General features: G+C 57.7%; 14 protein-coding genes. 7 read left to right on the forward strand and 7 right to left on the reverse strand.

All coding sequences use genetic code 11. From position 1 onward, the window contains the following. Window positions 1-130 precede the first annotated feature (130 nt). The 5 genes from ACSQ3H_RS02575 to ACSQ3H_RS02595 all read left to right on the forward strand — a co-directional run bounded on the left by ACSQ3H_RS02575 (window position 131) and on the right by ACSQ3H_RS02595 (window position 5,312). Window positions 131-901, forward strand: coding sequence for a hypothetical protein (locus tag ACSQ3H_RS02575; protein ID WP_436115591.1), 771 nt, complete (start codon window positions 131-133; stop codon window positions 899-901). Beyond that, on the forward strand, window positions 864-1,940 hold the full coding sequence (locus tag ACSQ3H_RS02580) for a hypothetical protein (RefSeq protein WP_436115592.1): 1,077 nt from the start codon (window positions 864-866) through the stop codon (window positions 1,938-1,940). The genes ACSQ3H_RS02575 and ACSQ3H_RS02580 overlap by 38 nt, the downstream gene beginning before the upstream one ends. 169 nt (window positions 1,941-2,109) lie before the next feature. After that, window positions 2,110-3,567, forward strand: coding sequence for an NAD(P)-dependent oxidoreductase (locus ACSQ3H_RS02585; protein WP_436115593.1), 1,458 nt, complete (start codon window positions 2,110-2,112; stop codon window positions 3,565-3,567). 11 nt (window positions 3,568-3,578) lie between these two features. After that, window positions 3,579-4,889 (forward strand): NAD-dependent dihydropyrimidine dehydrogenase subunit PreA, encoded by a 1,311-nt coding sequence (gene preA / locus ACSQ3H_RS02590; RefSeq protein ID WP_436115594.1) that lies wholly within the window; start codon window positions 3,579-3,581, stop codon window positions 4,887-4,889. 129 nt (window positions 4,890-5,018) lie between these two features. Continuing rightward, complete coding sequence (locus ACSQ3H_RS02595; protein WP_436119328.1) at window positions 5,019-5,312, forward strand: Dabb family protein; 294 nt, start codon at window positions 5,019-5,021, stop codon at window positions 5,310-5,312. Here ACSQ3H_RS02595 and cueR read toward each other — a convergent pair. From cueR to ACSQ3H_RS02615, 4 genes are all read right to left on the reverse strand, one after another. Next, window positions 5,309-5,698, reverse strand: a complete 390-nt coding sequence (gene cueR, locus ACSQ3H_RS02600) for a Cu(I)-responsive transcriptional regulator (RefSeq protein ID WP_436115595.1) — start codon at window positions 5,696-5,698, stop codon at window positions 5,309-5,311. The two genes, ACSQ3H_RS02595 and cueR, sit on opposite strands and share 4 nt — an antisense overlap. Window positions 5,699-5,705: 7 nt before the next feature. Further along, window positions 5,706-8,210, reverse strand: coding sequence for a heavy metal translocating P-type ATPase (locus tag ACSQ3H_RS02605; protein ID WP_436115596.1), 2,505 nt, complete (start codon window positions 8,208-8,210; stop codon window positions 5,706-5,708). 142 nt (window positions 8,211-8,352) lie between these two features. Next, window positions 8,353-9,252, reverse strand: coding sequence for a methylated-DNA--[protein]-cysteine S-methyltransferase (locus tag ACSQ3H_RS02610; RefSeq protein WP_436115597.1), 900 nt, complete (start codon window positions 9,250-9,252; stop codon window positions 8,353-8,355). Between the two features lie 76 nt (window positions 9,253-9,328). Continuing rightward, window positions 9,329-9,823 carry a DUF2244 domain-containing protein gene (locus ACSQ3H_RS02615; RefSeq protein ID WP_436115598.1) on the reverse strand — a complete coding sequence of 165 codons (495 nt, stop codon included), beginning with the start codon at window positions 9,821-9,823 and terminating at the stop codon, window positions 9,329-9,331. A gap of 127 nt (window positions 9,824-9,950) precedes the next feature. Between ACSQ3H_RS02615 and nth the strand changes: the two genes are divergently transcribed. Beyond that, entirely contained in the window at window positions 9,951-10,673 is a 723-nt protein-coding gene (nth, locus tag ACSQ3H_RS02620; protein ID WP_436115599.1) for an endonuclease III, read from the forward strand. Here the strand turns inward: nth and ACSQ3H_RS02625 are convergent. Beyond that, window positions 10,666-11,385, reverse strand: coding sequence for a sulfate transporter family protein (locus ACSQ3H_RS02625; protein WP_436115600.1), 720 nt, complete (start codon window positions 11,383-11,385; stop codon window positions 10,666-10,668). The two genes, nth and ACSQ3H_RS02625, sit on opposite strands and share 8 nt — an antisense overlap. 164 nt (window positions 11,386-11,549) lie before the next feature. On the opposite strand from ACSQ3H_RS02625, the gene ACSQ3H_RS02630 reads away from it, so the two are divergent. Next, the gene (locus ACSQ3H_RS02630) at window positions 11,550-12,542 is read left to right on the forward strand and encodes an adenosine kinase (RefSeq protein ID WP_436115601.1); all 993 of its coding nucleotides are present in this window, start codon (window positions 11,550-11,552) and stop codon (window positions 12,540-12,542) included. On the opposite strand, the gene ACSQ3H_RS02635 is transcribed toward ACSQ3H_RS02630, so the two are convergent. Together ACSQ3H_RS02635 and grpE are read right to left on the reverse strand one after the other, a co-directional pair. Continuing rightward, entirely contained in the window at window positions 12,534-13,187 is a 654-nt protein-coding gene (locus ACSQ3H_RS02635) for a trimeric intracellular cation channel family protein (RefSeq protein WP_436115602.1), read from the reverse strand. The genes ACSQ3H_RS02630 and ACSQ3H_RS02635 overlap by 9 nt on opposite strands. 115 nt (window positions 13,188-13,302) lie before the next feature. Next, window positions 13,303-14,016 carry a nucleotide exchange factor GrpE gene (gene grpE / locus ACSQ3H_RS02640; protein WP_436115603.1) on the reverse strand — a complete coding sequence of 238 codons (714 nt, stop codon included), beginning with the start codon at window positions 14,014-14,016 and terminating at the stop codon, window positions 13,303-13,305. Between the last annotated feature and the right edge of the window lie 54 nt (window positions 14,017-14,070).

The following is a 14,070-nucleotide window of genomic DNA, read 5'->3' on the forward strand; positions in this document are numbered from 1 at the left end:
GAACCCCGCCACATTTTGTACAATCGCGTGATATCGCCAGAATAATCAGGTGAGTCATCGGTCGATGATTGATGCACGCGAACGACTTTTTAGAGAACAGCATTTTTTATTTATACTTGGGAGGAATTTCATGGCTTCGTATCGAACGCTGTTGGCCGCATTACTGGGCTGTCTCCTGCTGGCCGGCTGTAACGGATCAGACAACACAGCGGATACTGGCGATACATCAGGAACATTTGCTGAGTGCCAGACAGGCACTCTCGTCGATGGCAAATGCGTCATCACGCCAACTGTCACTACCAAGGAATGCCCTGCCGGCAGCCTCCTCGTTGGCGGCGAATGCGTGGTGACGCGGAATGTGGTTCCCGGGGAATGCCCGACCGGCAGCACCCTAGATGGCAGCCAATGCGTCGCAACCCGCGCTGTAGTCATCAAGTGCGAGAGGGGCATTCTCGTTGACGGCGAATGCATCGACATCAGGGTTCCCCCCGCTACTGATCGTGTCAATCGGGATGACGGCATGAAAAGCCTCACCTGGAACGGTAATGAAGCGAAGATCACGACTGCCGATTCAGTGTCTGTTCTGCGCAACTACCAACTAACGACCACTCAGGAACAGCGGAAGTCCGGCAAAAGCAAACAGCTGGAAATCAAAGAACTGGCCGACGCACCAACAATCCGCACCGGCAGTCAAATGTTTGATGGGCTTTTTGCCATGGCGGTCCAGGAATCGAGGGATCTGACCAAGACATCGATCAGTGATGGCAAGTATAAGCAGGGCGCTGCCATACCTTGTGGCGGCACTGTGGGCTGTTTCCAGACCGGAGATTCCTGGACCTATGTGTGGACCCGCGATACCGCCTATGCAGTTGACCTCGGCCAAAGTGAATTTGCCCGATGAGGGTCTGAATAAGAATGGATACTATACGGCGAATACCGCATCGCTCAACGGCGCCCAGATCGATCTGAAAAAGTACACGCCCGCATCGGAACTGAAGAGCGGCGGGACCACCAATGTCTTTGAGATCGGCCTCATCAATAACGTTGCTGAAGTCGGATTAGCCCAAGTGGCTAGTGCCGAGAACGATTTGTACGGTCCGCCGCCGGTCGATCTCGATCTGCCGCCCACCTGGTCCTTAAGAATGGATAAGGGTGAGGTCAGCATGGCTTGGAAAGATGACAATCCGGACAAAACCACCATAAACGTTTATCGCAATGGCAAGAGTGTTAAGACGGGCGTCAACGGCGCAGATAACAAATGGACAGACAGCAATACCACTTCCGATCAGGCATTGTGCTATTCGCTGGAACGGCAATATACAGAGGGATTGAAGAACGTGTCGCAGCGTACGAGTCCGGCATGTTATTGGGGTGAGGACAAAGACAACGATACGTTTGGTGACAGGCTCAAATTGGTGCCCGCTGACAAGGGGAACTTGGAAAAACGCGGTGAAGGTTCCCAAACGCAACGTAGATTCGACCATGGCCGCGATTCGTGGTCGGATTGGGGTGTGCCCGGCGACGAACTGACGTTCGAGATTGATGCGCCGGCAACCGGCGATTACGATATTTTGTTGAGGTACGGTAATGGCTTTGGCGGCAACACCGGCGGTGGAAATAGCATTGAAACGGGCGTAACAGCCGCTGTCAAGAAGGTCGATGTGGCCACCGGGACGTCGTTGATCGCAACAAGCGTGCTAGTAATGCCGCAACGGACCAATTGGAACGATTGGGGCGAATCCACCCCAATTCATGTAGGCCTAACTGGAGGCACGAAATACAAACTGAAGATCAGTGATTACTATAATATGTCCTATCTCTCCACCAATGCGGACCTCAATGGCGATGGCGGGAAGGAAATCCTCAACCGTGCAAACATCAGCGGCATCACGTTGAGACGCCAGTCCGATACGATCACGCCCGCTCTACCAAACAAATGAAAATATGGGCCCGATATCTCCGGGCCATTTTTTCTTGACCGTTTGATAAAAAATTTGACCTTCCGTGAAAATCTGCCATTCTTCCGTGAAAGACGCCGGTCGAACCGGCCATCGACAAGACTGCGAACCAAGGGAACCGGACGCTGTCAAAACGAGGAGATGAGATTTCATGGGATCGATGGATTCTGGAATCCGTGACGTCAAGGCTGGCCGGCTTGCGTCGGGCGCCTACGCGGAAGTGTTTGCTGATCTTCACCCGCCGCTTACCCGGCACGAAGCCTTTGTCGAATCGGACCGGTGTTATTTCTGCTACGACGCGCCGTGCATGAATGCCTGCCCGACGGGTATCGACATTCCGCTGTTCATTCGTGAGATCAACGCGGACAATCCCACCGGTTCGGCCAAGACCATCCTTTCCGAGAACATTCTTGGCGGCATGTGCGCGCGCGTCTGCCCGACTGAAACTCTTTGCGAGCAGGCTTGTGTGCGCGAGGTCGCTGAAGGCAAGCCGGTCAAGATCGGCCTTTTGCAGCGTTATGCCACCGACCATCTGATGGCGAATGGCCAGCATCCCTTCAAACGCGCCGAGCCTACGGGCAAGTCGATTGCCGTCGTCGGCGCCGGTCCAGCTGGTCTGTCTTCCGCGCATCGCCTGGCCATGCATGGCCATGATGTGACGGTTTTCGAGGCGCGTCCAAAAGCTGGCGGCCTTAACGAATATGGCATCGCCGCCTATAAGAGCGTCGACGATTTCGCCCAGAAGGAACTCGATTTCATTCTCGAGATCGGCGGCATCACTGTTCAGAACGACAAGGCGCTCGGCCGCGATATCAGCCTCGACGCACTGAAGGCAGGTTTCGATGCGGTTTTCCTCGGCATGGGTCTGCCGGGCGTCAATGAACTCGGCCTCGAGGGCGAAGACGCTGCCGGTTGCATTGATGCGGTCGATTTTATCTCGGTCCTTCGCCAGAGCGATGATCTTTCGGAGATTGCCGTCGGCCGCGATGTCGTCGTCATTGGCGGCGGTATGACCGCGATCGATGTCGCTGTGCAGACGAAACTGCTCGGCGCTGAAAATGTCATTATTGCCTATCGCCGTGGCCCGGAAAACATGAATGCCAGCGATTTCGAACAGGAATTGGCGCTGAAAAACGGCGTGATCATCCGGCATTGGCTCCAGCCGCGTGCCCTGACCCGCAACGAGCATGGCGAGGTTTGCGGTATCACGCTGGACTACACGGTCATGACCGATGGGCGTCTTGGCGTTTCGGGCGAGAGCATCACGCTCGCCAGCGACCAGGTGTTCAAGGCGATCGGCCAGACACCGGCCGAAGCCGTGCTGACCGAAGCAGGTATCGCACTCTCCAGGGGCCGCATCAGCGTTGACGATGAAGGCCGAACCTCGATTCCGGGCATCTGGGCCGGTGGCGATTGTATCGCAGGTGGCGAGGACCTGACAGTTGCAGCGGTGCAGGATGGCAAGATTGCCGCCGAATCGATCCACCGCACGCTGATGCAACAACCGGAAAAGGTCAGCGGCTTTGTCGAGGCCGTGATGACGACAAGCTCAGACGGTCCATCGGTTCCGGAACAGAAATCCAATCATCCGAGCCATTTAGTCGGCTAAAGGAAACTGCCATGGCTGATCTTTCAACGAATTTCCTCGGCATCAAATCTCCCAACCCTTTTTGGCTGGCCTCGGCGCCACCGACGGACAAGGCCTATAATGTCGAGCGCGCCTTCAAGGCAGGCTGGGGCGGCGTTGTCTGGAAAACCCTTGGCGAAGAAGGCCCGCCCGTCGTCAATGTCAACGGACCGCGCTACGGTGCTATCCACGGGCCCGATCGGCGCCTGCTCGGCTTCAATAATATCGAGCTCATCACCGACCGTCCGCTCGAAGTGAACCTGCGGGAAATGACCGAGGTGAAGAAGAAATGGCCGGATCGTGCCCTGATCGCTTCGATCATGGTGCCCTGCGAGGAGGAAGCCTGGAAGGCCATCCTGCCGCTGGTCGAGGCCACCGGTTCTGATGGTATCGAGTTGAATTTCGGCTGCCCGCACGGCATGTCCGAGCGCGGTATGGGCGCTGCCGTCGGCCAGGTGCCGGAATATATCGAAATGGTGGTGCGCTGGTGCAAGCAATATACCCGCATGCCTGTCATCACCAAGTTGACCCCGAACATCACGGATATCCGCAAGCCCGCACGGGCGGCGAAATCCGGCGGGACCGATGCCGTCTCGCTCATCAACACCATCAACTCTATTGTTTCAGTTGATCTCGATAATTTCGCACCGAATCCGACGATTGACGGACGCGGCTCGCATGGCGGTTATTGCGGCCCGGCCGTAAAGCCGATCGCGCTGAACATGGTAGCGGAAATCGCCCGCGATGCCGAGACGCGCGGCCTGCCGATCTCAGGCATCGGCGGTATTACCACATGGCGCGACGCAGCGGAATTCATCGCACTCGGTTGCGGTAATGTGCAGGTCTGCACCGCAGCGATGACCTATGGTTTCAAGATCGTCCAGGAAATGATCTCTGGCCTTTCCGACTGGATGGATTCGCGCGGGTTCCGCACAATCGACGATTTCCAGGGTCTCGCCGTACCGAATGTCACCGACTGGCAATACCTCAACCTGAACTACATCACCAAGGCTGAGATCGATCAGGAGCTTTGCATCAAATGCGGCCGGTGCCACATCGTCTGCGAGGACACATCCCATCAGGCGATTACATCGATGGTCGATGGAGCGCGCCATTTCGAGGTCATCGATGAGGAATGCGTCGGCTGCAACCTCTGCGTCAGTGTCTGCCCCGTCGACAATTGCATCAGCATGGTGCCGATGGTCTCAGGCGTCGATCCGCGCACTAAAATGCCGATTCAGCCGGACTATGCCAACTGGACCACGCATCCAAACAATCCCATGGCAAAGGTGGCGGCTGAGTGATTTTATCTGTCTGGGTAAGTGTTGTGCCCCGCTACCTTCAGGAAGCGAGGCTGCGACAGCGCATCTATTGACTGATGGGGGCGGAATATGAAAAGTCCGGCGCAGTCAAATGCAGCAGGAAGCAAGAACGTGATCCGCCATATTGTATTCTTCAGCGCCCGTAACAAGGAAGACGTCGAGACAATCGTCAAAGGCCTGAAACGCCTTGGCGAAATTCCTCACTCGACCGTTTTCGAAGTGATACAGAATACCAAGACCGATCCGATTTCCGGCGAGATCGACGTGGTCGTCTATGGCGAATTCAAGGATGCCGCGGCACTGGCCGCTTATAAAGCGCACCCGATTTATGACGAAACGACAGCCGTCGTTCGGCCGTTGCGCGAACTGCGCATTTCCGCCGATGTGGTGTCGACGCTCAGCTAGTTCTCGCCCGAGATGGTTTCGAGGATCGGGCAGTCTGGCCGCTGGTCGCCATGGCAATGGGCAACCAGATGTTTCAGCGTGTGTTGCAATTCGCGCAGTTCGATGATCTTACGCGCGATTTCCTGAAGCTTTGACTGTGCGATAGACTTGACGTCGGCACTCGCCCGCTCCTTGTCCTCATAAAGCGCCAGCAGCTGGCGGCATTCCTCCACCGAGAAACCCAGCCCGCGCGAGCGCTGCAGGAAGCGCAGCTTATGCACGTCCGGCATGGAATAATCGCGATAGCCATTTTCCGCCCGATCGGGCTTCAAGAGCCCGATATCCTCATAATAGCGGATCGTCTTGGCAGGCAATCCTGATTTGTCGGACGCGTTACCGATATTCATCGGAACCTCACAATTTGACCGTTCGCAGTCTGAGTGCATTGGCGATGACCGACACGGACGAAAGGCTCATGGCCGCCGCAGCCAGCATTGGCGAAAGCAATAGACCGAATATCGGATACAGCACGCCTGCCGCCACCGGCACACCGAGCACATTATAGACGAAGGCGAAGAACAGGTTCTGTTTGATATTGCGGATCGTGGCGTCGGCAAGATGGCGGGCACGGACGATGCCGTTGAGATCACCCTTGACCAGCGTTATCCCGGCGCTCTGCATAGCCACGTCGGCGCCGGTACCCATAGCGATGCCTACATCGGCTGCGGCGAGTGCAGGCGCATCATTGACGCCGTCACCGGCCATGGCGACCTTCGCGCCTTTGGCCCGCAGCTCATCGATGAGCTGCTTCTTGCCCTCAGGAGCCAAGTCGGCGCGCACCTCATCGATACCGAGCGTGCGCGCAACCGCGTACGCCGTCACGGCATTGTCGCCGGTTGCCATGATGATCTTCAGCCCCGCCTTGTGCAGCAAGCGGATCGCCTCGACAGTCGTCGCCTTGACAGGGTCGGCAACCGCTACGATCCCTGCCGCCCTGCCATCCACTGCGATGAAGAGCGCGCTCTTGCCCAGTGCACGCAATTGGTCGGCTTGCTCGACCAATTGTGAAACGTCAGCACCGATATCCTGCATCATCGCTTTGTTGCCGAGTGCCACAGACTTATCCCTGACCGTTCCTGATACGCCCTTGCCGGTAACTGCTCCGAAACCGGTTGCATCCGGCAAGGTGAGATTGCGCGCCTTTGCCCCCTCGACAATCGCTTCGGCCAGCGGGTGTTCGGAGCCCTTCTCAAGGCTTGCAGCGAGCGTCAGCAATTCGTCTTCAGCGAAGCCCGGTTGCGCCACAAGATCAGTAAGTTTTGGCTTACCTTCTGTCAGCGTCCCGGTCTTGTCGACGATCAACGTATCGACGGCAGCAAAACGTTCAAGAGCTTCCGCATCCTTGATCAGGACGCCCGCTTGCGCTCCGCGCCCCGTGGCCGTCATGATCGACATCGGCGTTGCAAGGCCGAGTGCACAGGGACAGGCGATGATCAGCACGGAAACGGCCGCGACGAGGCCATAGATCATGCTTGGTTCTGGTCCGATCAGCGACCAGACGATGAAGGCGACGATCGCAACCAGCACCACGGTCGGAACGAACCAGGCGGCGACGCGATCAGCCAGGCCCTGGATCGGCGCGCGCGAACGCTGGGCCGAGGCGACCATGCCGACGATCTGCGACAGCACCGTATCAGCGCCGACCTTTTCCGCTTTCATCAACAGCGTGCCGTTGCGGTTGAGTGTGCCGCCGGTCACGATGTCATTTTCGGTCTTTTCGACCGGCAGCGCCTCCCCGGTAAGCATGGATTCGTCGATGGAGGAATGGCCCTCAAGCACGATACCGTCCACTGGCACGCTTTCCCCGGGGCGCACACGCAGCCGGTCTCCGGTAACCACCTCATCGAGCGGCACATCCGTTTCGGTACCGTCTGCGGCAACACGGCGGGCTGTCTTGGGCGCAAGATCCAAAAGGGCGCGGATGGCGGAGCCGGTGCGTTCACGCGCCTTGAGCTCCAATATCTGGCCAAGGAAGACAAGCGTTACGATCACCGCCGCTGCTTCGAAATAAACTGGCACCGAGCCACCATGCATGCGGAAGGAATGCGGGAAAATATCAGGCAGGAACGTTGCGACCACACTGAAAGCGTAGGCGGCGCCGACGCCGATGGCGATCAGCGTCCACATGTTGGGGCTTCGATTGACGAAGGACGCCCAAGCCCGCTCGAAGAAGGGAATGGCCGCCCAGACGACGACTGGCGTTGCCAGCACGAATTCCAGCCACGTAGCCAAGCTCTCGCCAATCCAGGCACGCAACAGCAAGCCGAGCATCGGACCCATGGTAATCAGCAGCAGAGGAACCGAACACACAGCGCTGATCCAAAAACGGCGGGTGAAATCGACAAGCTCGGGGTTCGGTCCTTCATCACCGGTCGGAATGCCCATCGGCTCCAGCGCCATGCCGCAGATCGGGCAGGAGCCGGGACCGTCCCTGACGATTTCCGGATGCATCGGACAGGTATATTGCGTCCCGGCGGGCATGGGTTTGGGCGCAGGGCGGTCGCCGAGATAATCCTGCGGCGCGTTCTCAAACTTGGCCAGGCAGCCTGCCGAGCAGAAATAGTACTTCTCGCCCTCATGGCGCAGGAAATGTCTGGCGCTCGCCCGGTCTACTTTCATGCCGCAGACAGGATCGATCGCCTCGAGATAGGCTACGGGGTCATTGGTGAATTTGCTCTGACAGCCAGACGAGCAGAAATGAAACAGCCGCCCGCCATGTTCGGCCGTCGGCTTGCCCGCCTCCGGGTCCACCGTCATCCCGCATACCGGATCGCGCACGACCACGGCTTCTGCGGACTTCTCCCCGCTGCAACAGGAATGATCATGGTTATGGTGGGCGGCGTGATGGTCATGTTTCATGATGCGAACTTTCGGTTATGAACCAGATAGTGCACCAAACATAATCTTTCCAGTAACTGGAAGGTCAAGAGCTTGCCCTAAACATCTTGCAAATGCAAAAAACCCGGCAGGCTGCCGGGCTTTGGAATGGATGCTGAACCGATCAGCCTGCCTTGCTGACTCCCGCATCAGCGGCGAGTTGACCAGCTTCCCAGCCGAGGATGGCGCGTTTGCGGGTCAGGCCCCAGTGGTAGCCGGTCAACGCTCCAGACTTGCCAACCGCGCGATGGCACGGCACAACGAAACTGACCGGATTGGCGCCGATGGCGGCACCGACGGCGCGCGAGGCTTTGGGTGAGCCGATATCCGCCGCTATGTCCGAGTAGGCAACGCATTTGCCCATCGGGATCTTCAGCAAGGCCTCCCAGACACGAAGCTGGAAATCCGTACCAATCGTAACGACCTTGAGCGGCTTGTCCGCGCGCCATTCTGCCGGATTGAAGATTCGGGCCGCATAGGGAGCGGTTGCGGCAAGATCTTCGACATAGGTGGCATTGGGCCAGCGCGACGACATGTCGGCCAGCGCTTCCCTCTCCTTGCCGGGATCGGCGAAGGCAAGGCCCGCCAGCCCGCGGTCCGTCACCATCACCAGCGCCTGTCCGAACGGCGAAATCAGAAAGCTGTAGCGGATGGTAAGGCCTGCGCCGCGGGTCTTGTAATCGCCTGGGGACATGCCTTCGTGCGTGACAAACAAGTCATGCAACCGGCTTGGACCTGAAAGGCCGGTCTCATAAGCAGTTTCGAGCAACGGCATTCCCTCGTCCAGCAGACGCCGTGCGTGGTCTATGGTCACCGCCTGCAGGAAGCCTTTGGGAGAGAGGCCGGCCCAGCGGGTGAAGAGCTTTTGCAGCGCAGTTGGCGACAGTCCGGTATCGCGGGCGAGCGTCTCAAGCGATGGCTGATCGCGATAGTCCTTGCTGATACGTTCAATGATATGGCTGACGATCGCGTAATCGTCGCCTGTCGGGGTGACGTCTTTCTGAAGTATGGCATGTGGTTTCATGAGCTTTACCTCTCTATTGAGGGTATATGACCACTCTCCCCCCTTCGTCGCCACCCGATTCTTGCAGCAATGACAATTACCGTGCCTTGGCCGTAGCAAGTGCCATCTGGAATGCCGAAGCGAAGCTTTCACGATCGTCGGGATTGAGAAAAGAGCCGATCGCCACCGCCTTGCCCTGTCCTTCGACCAGCATCGACGTGATGCCGATTTCCGCATGACGGGCGACACTGAACCGCGTCCAGAACGGGTTGAATTCATGCAGCTTGGCTCGGCCAGAGGGGGCAACCTGGCGGATTTGCAAGGCAATGCGCGATACGCTCACCTCTTCATGCGCTTTTGCCGAGGTATAATTCATCCTGAAAGCGATGTAGACGAGCAGAACATCGAGACCGAAAAAGCCGAAAACCGGCCAGGCACCGAGCGACAGGAAGAACAGGCCGGTCAGGAAGCTGCTGACGCCCATTGTGCCCATCAGAATGAGAAAACCCGTTTGACCCAGCGAACGATGCGGCACCAGAAGCGCGCGAAAAATTTCTTCCTCGTTTGGCCCCGCAGCGTCAAATGGGTTCATTGTTTGGCTCATGGGCTTTAAGTATAGAGGGAGCATGGAAAATCCCAAGCGTAAAATTGATCAGATCAAAGCAATTCCAGGAAAAGTGGGAGCTGGTTTTCCGTCCGGAATTGCGGAAAACCAAAGCATGAGCGAAGGTAAGCCCGCAAAAACGCGAAAAATTGCCGGCACGCGTTATACGGCCGCGGAAATCCATGAAATCTTCCGGCGGTTTTCGATCCAGCGCCCTGAGCCCAGGGGCGAGCTTGAACATATCAATCCCTTCACCCTGCTGGTCGCCGTGGTGCTTTCGGCTCAGGCGACCGACGCTGGTGTCAACAAGGCGACGCGAGCTCTGTTCAAAGTGGCGGATACGCCGGAAAAGATGCTGGCTCTGGGTGAAGCCAGGATCGGCGACTATATCCGCATCATCGGGCTCTGGCGCAACAAGGCGAAGAATGTCATCGCCTTGTCCGAGGCGCTGATCAAGCAATATGGCAGCGTGGTTCCGGATAACCGCGACGAGCTGATCAAACTGCCGGGCGTTGGCCGCAAGACGGCAAATGTCGTGCTTAACATGGCGTTCGGCCAATCGACCATGGCAGTGGACACCCACATCTTCCGTATTGGCAACCGGCTCGGCCTTGCACCGGGCAAAACCCCCGGGGAGGTAGAAGCGCGGCTGATGAAGGTCATCCCGGCTGAATATCTCTACCACGCGCACCACTGGCTGATCCTGCACGGCCGCTATATTTGCAAGGCGCGCAAACCGGAATGTCCTTCCTGCGTCATCGCGGATATTTGCAAGGCAGCGGAAAAGACCTCGGAAATACCGGCGCCGCTGGTGCCGTTACCGCCACAAATTATCTGATCACCGCGGCTGGCGGCTCGGATTGCGCGACCGCCTTGTGCAGGTGCACCATCATCGCGGCGGCAAAGAGCGGGGTCAAAAGGTTGAGGATAGGGATTGCCATGAAGGCGGCGATGACCAGCCCGGCGAGGAACACTGTCGTCGCGTGTTTGGAACGCAGTGCCTTGGCCTCCATTTCCGGACGAAAGCGCATGGCGGCGAATTCGAAGAACTCGCGCCCGAGCAGATAGCCGTTCACGACGAAGAAGGCGATGATGTTGATACCGGGGATCAGCAGCATCAGCAGTGCGACGATATTGCCGAGAATGACAACGCCAAGGAATTTCACGGACAGAACCAGCGATCGGACAGCGGGCAATGGCCGTCCCTTCGGATCGAGTGGATAGTCCTCCCTTTCCACCACGTCCGCCACATCATCGAGGAACAGTCCTGCAACGATCGCCGTGACGGGCGCTATGAGAAGTGCCAGTCCAAGAGCAAGGCCGATACTGGCAAAAAGGCCGGCAATGAAGCCGAGCCAGCCAGCCCATGCGGGCAGGGCCGGTAGCATCTGGTCGAAAAAGGGCCAGGCTAGCGCCTCGAAAAGTTCCCGCAGGCCGAACCATATGCCAATGAGCATCAAAACCGTCAGTCCGAGCGATTTCCACAGGACGACACGAAACTCCGGGCGAAACAGATGATTGGCCGCAGCGCGGGCGCTTTCAACGATCATTTAGGGTCGCTTTCCAAGGTTTCCGGGGTGCGGACATAGGGGCAGTTCACCAGTGAGACAAGGCAACACACCAAAGAAGGGGTAGTCAACCGGCTGCCGACGCGCTAGGACAGGCGCCAAAACAACCGCCAACAGGTACCGAACAGTCCAATCTCGGAGTTTTCATGTCCAGCTTTGACGTGCTTTGCATCGGCAACGCCATTGTCGATATCATTGCCCGCACCGATGACGATTTCATCATCAAGAACGGCATCATCAAGAACGCCATGAACCTGATCGATGCCGATCGTGCGGAGTTTCTCTATGAGCGCATGGGTCCAGCGATCGAAGCCTCTGGCGGAAGTGCCGGCAATACCGCGGCGGGCGTCGCCAGCCTTGGCGGTCGGGCCGCTTATTTCGGCAAGGTAGCCGACGATCAGCTTGGCCATGTTTTCACCCATGACATTCGTTCGCAGGGTGTTGCCTTCGACACGCGCGTTCTTGCTTCGCCTCCACCCACTGCACGTTCGATGATCTTCGTCACCCCGGATGGCGAACGTTCTATGAACACCTATCTCGGCGCCTGTGTCGAGCTTGGACCGGAAGATGTGGAAAGTTCCAAGGTTTCCGAAGCCAAGGTGATTTATTTCGAAGGCTATCTCTGGGATCCACCACGGGCCAAGGAAGCAATCCGCCTTTCCGCCAAGATTGCGCATGAACACAGGCGCGAAGTGTCGATGACACTGTCGGACCCTTTCTGCGTCGACCGATATCGGGAAGAGTTCCTTGAACTGATGCGCTCTGGCACCGTCGATATCGTCTTTGCCAATGAAGCGGAACTGAAATCGCTCTACCAGACCCATGATTTCGAGAAAGGCCTGGAACTCATCCGCAAGGATTGCAAGCTTGCGGCGGTTACCCGCTCGGAAAAGGGCTCGGTTGTGGTATCGAAGGATGAAACGGTTGCCGTGCCGGCGATCGAGATTGCCGAACTGGTCGACACGACCGGCGCAGGTGACCTTTATGCGGCCGGCTTCCTGTTTGGCTATACCAGCGGCCGCTCGTTAACGGATTGCGCCAAGCTCGGTTCGCTGACCGCAGGTCTGGTTATTCAGCAGATCGGTCCGCGCCCCCAGCAGAACCTGAAAGCCGCAGCCGAGCAAGCTGGTCTACTTTGATTTGATGTAACCCTCGCGCTTGAGCTCCTCGGGTGTCCGGCCGGGCTTGTGGTAGGTCGGCAGTGCCCAGCCGAAATAAAGCGCCCCGCCCCTTACGATAAAGGCGGTGAGCGCTGCGACGAGGGCCGAAATCTCTGGTCCGACCGCGAGACCGTGCAGCAATATGTAGACAACCGATCCAGCGAGAGCGGCGGTCACATAAATCTCGCGCCGCATGAGTACGGATGGTTCTCCAGAAATAATATCGCGCAGGATGCCGCCGAAAGTTGCGGTCATGATGCCGGTGACAACGGCAATCGTCGAATCGAAACCCAGTGCCAGGCTTTTGGCCGCGCCGATAACACTATAAGCGGCAAGGCCGAGCGCATCGAGCCAAAGCAGCACGCGGTAGCGCGATTCAAGCAGATTGGCGGAGAAGTAGACGAGAATGGCGGCGGCGGCGCAGACCAGAAGATTGCCCGGATCCTTGACCCAGAATACCGGCACGCCAAGGATCAGATCGCGCAAGGTACCGCCGCCAATGCCGGTGACAGCCGCAAGGAAGATGAAGGCGATGATATCGAGCTGGCGCCGCGATGCCGCCAAAGCGCCTGTCGCGGCAAAGACGAATATTCCGGCATAGTTGAAGAGCTGGATCATGGTCATAGGCTATTCCCCCTGCGCCGCAATTTTATTTCACGATAGAACATGGCCAGGCAAAATGAAAAGAGCCACATTCCGGGAAGGAAATGCGGCTCTTCAAATCGATCCAAGGATCGGATCAGGCGTCTTTTTCCGCCTGTGGATTGATCGGGCCAGGTTCAGGCTGACCTTCGGCGCCGGTCTGCTTGGGACCACCCTTGGACACACCGACAAGCGCCGGCCGCAGCATGCGGTCGCCAATGACAAAACCGCTCTGCGCGACCTGCAGCACCGTGTTGTGCGGCACATCGGCATTCGGAATTTCGAACATCGCCTGGTGAAAATTGGGATCGAATTTCTGGCCCAGCGGGTCCAGCTTTTTGACGCCGTGGCGTTCCATTGCCGACATCAGCGAACGCTCGGTTATCTCGACGCCTTCAGCGAGGGTCTTGAAGCCTGCATCGCCTTTGGCCAGCGCATCGGCGGGAATTGCTTCCAGCGCACGCTTCAGATTGTCGGAAACCGAAAGAACGTCGCGAGCAAAATTCGCCACCGAATAGGCACGCGCATCGTGTACGTCGCGGGCGGTGCGCTTGCGCAGGTTTTCCATATCAGCAGCTAGCCGCAGCAGCTGGTCCTTCAGGTCACCGTTCTCAGCGCGCAGTCTATCGAGTTCGGCCCAGTTGTTGGCATTTGCCTCGACTTCCTCGTCCTGGGCGAGGGCATATTCCTCGGCCTTGCGTGATTTCAGAAAATCATCGGCAGCGCGTTTCAGCGCATCGCGATCGCGCGGGTTCTTCAGGTCGCGCTGGTCGAGATCGGGTGCATCGTGATTTTTCTTGTCTTCAGCCATGTATCCTGTCCATTCATTATCGTAAGTTGCGCTGGATATCGAGGTTTAGGCCAT

Source organism: Phyllobacterium sp. LjRoot231, assembly GCF_964253365.1.
In the GTDB taxonomy this organism is placed as follows: Bacteria; Pseudomonadota; Alphaproteobacteria; order Rhizobiales; family Rhizobiaceae; genus Phyllobacterium.

What these genes read in the sequence shown, in the direction of transcription:
- ACSQ3H_RS02575 (WP_436115591.1), top strand. Translation starts at nt 131, where the DNA reads ATGGCTTCGTATCGAACGCTGTTGGCCGCATTACTGGGCTGTCTCCTG.
- ACSQ3H_RS02580 (WP_436115592.1), top strand. Translation starts at nt 864, where the DNA reads ATGCAGTTGACCTCGGCCAAAGTGAATTTGCCCGATGAGGGTCTGAAT.
- ACSQ3H_RS02585 (WP_436115593.1), top strand. Translation starts at nt 2,110, where the DNA reads ATGGGATCGATGGATTCTGGAATCCGTGACGTCAAGGCTGGCCGGCTT.
- preA (WP_436115594.1), top strand. Translation starts at nt 3,579, where the DNA reads ATGGCTGATCTTTCAACGAATTTCCTCGGCATCAAATCTCCCAACCCT.
- cueR (WP_436115595.1), bottom strand. Translation starts at nt 5,698, where the DNA reads ATGAATATCGGTAACGCGTCCGACAAATCAGGATTGCCTGCCAAGACG.
- ACSQ3H_RS02605 (WP_436115596.1), bottom strand. Translation starts at nt 8,210, where the DNA reads ATGAAACATGACCATCACGCCGCCCACCATAACCATGATCATTCCTGT.
- ACSQ3H_RS02610 (WP_436115597.1), bottom strand. Translation starts at nt 9,252, where the DNA reads ATGAAACCACATGCCATACTTCAGAAAGACGTCACCCCGACAGGCGAC.
- ACSQ3H_RS02615 (WP_436115598.1), bottom strand. Translation starts at nt 9,823, where the DNA reads ATGAACCCATTTGACGCTGCGGGGCCAAACGAGGAAGAAATTTTTCGC.
- nth (WP_436115599.1), top strand. Translation starts at nt 9,951, where the DNA reads ATGAGCGAAGGTAAGCCCGCAAAAACGCGAAAAATTGCCGGCACGCGT.
- ACSQ3H_RS02625 (WP_436115600.1), bottom strand. Translation starts at nt 11,385, where the DNA reads ATGATCGTTGAAAGCGCCCGCGCTGCGGCCAATCATCTGTTTCGCCCG.
- ACSQ3H_RS02630 (WP_436115601.1), top strand. Translation starts at nt 11,550, where the DNA reads ATGTCCAGCTTTGACGTGCTTTGCATCGGCAACGCCATTGTCGATATC.
- ACSQ3H_RS02635 (WP_436115602.1), bottom strand. Translation starts at nt 13,187, where the DNA reads ATGACCATGATCCAGCTCTTCAACTATGCCGGAATATTCGTCTTTGCC.
- grpE (WP_436115603.1), bottom strand. Translation starts at nt 14,016, where the DNA reads ATGGCTGAAGACAAGAAAAATCACGATGCACCCGATCTCGACCAGCGC.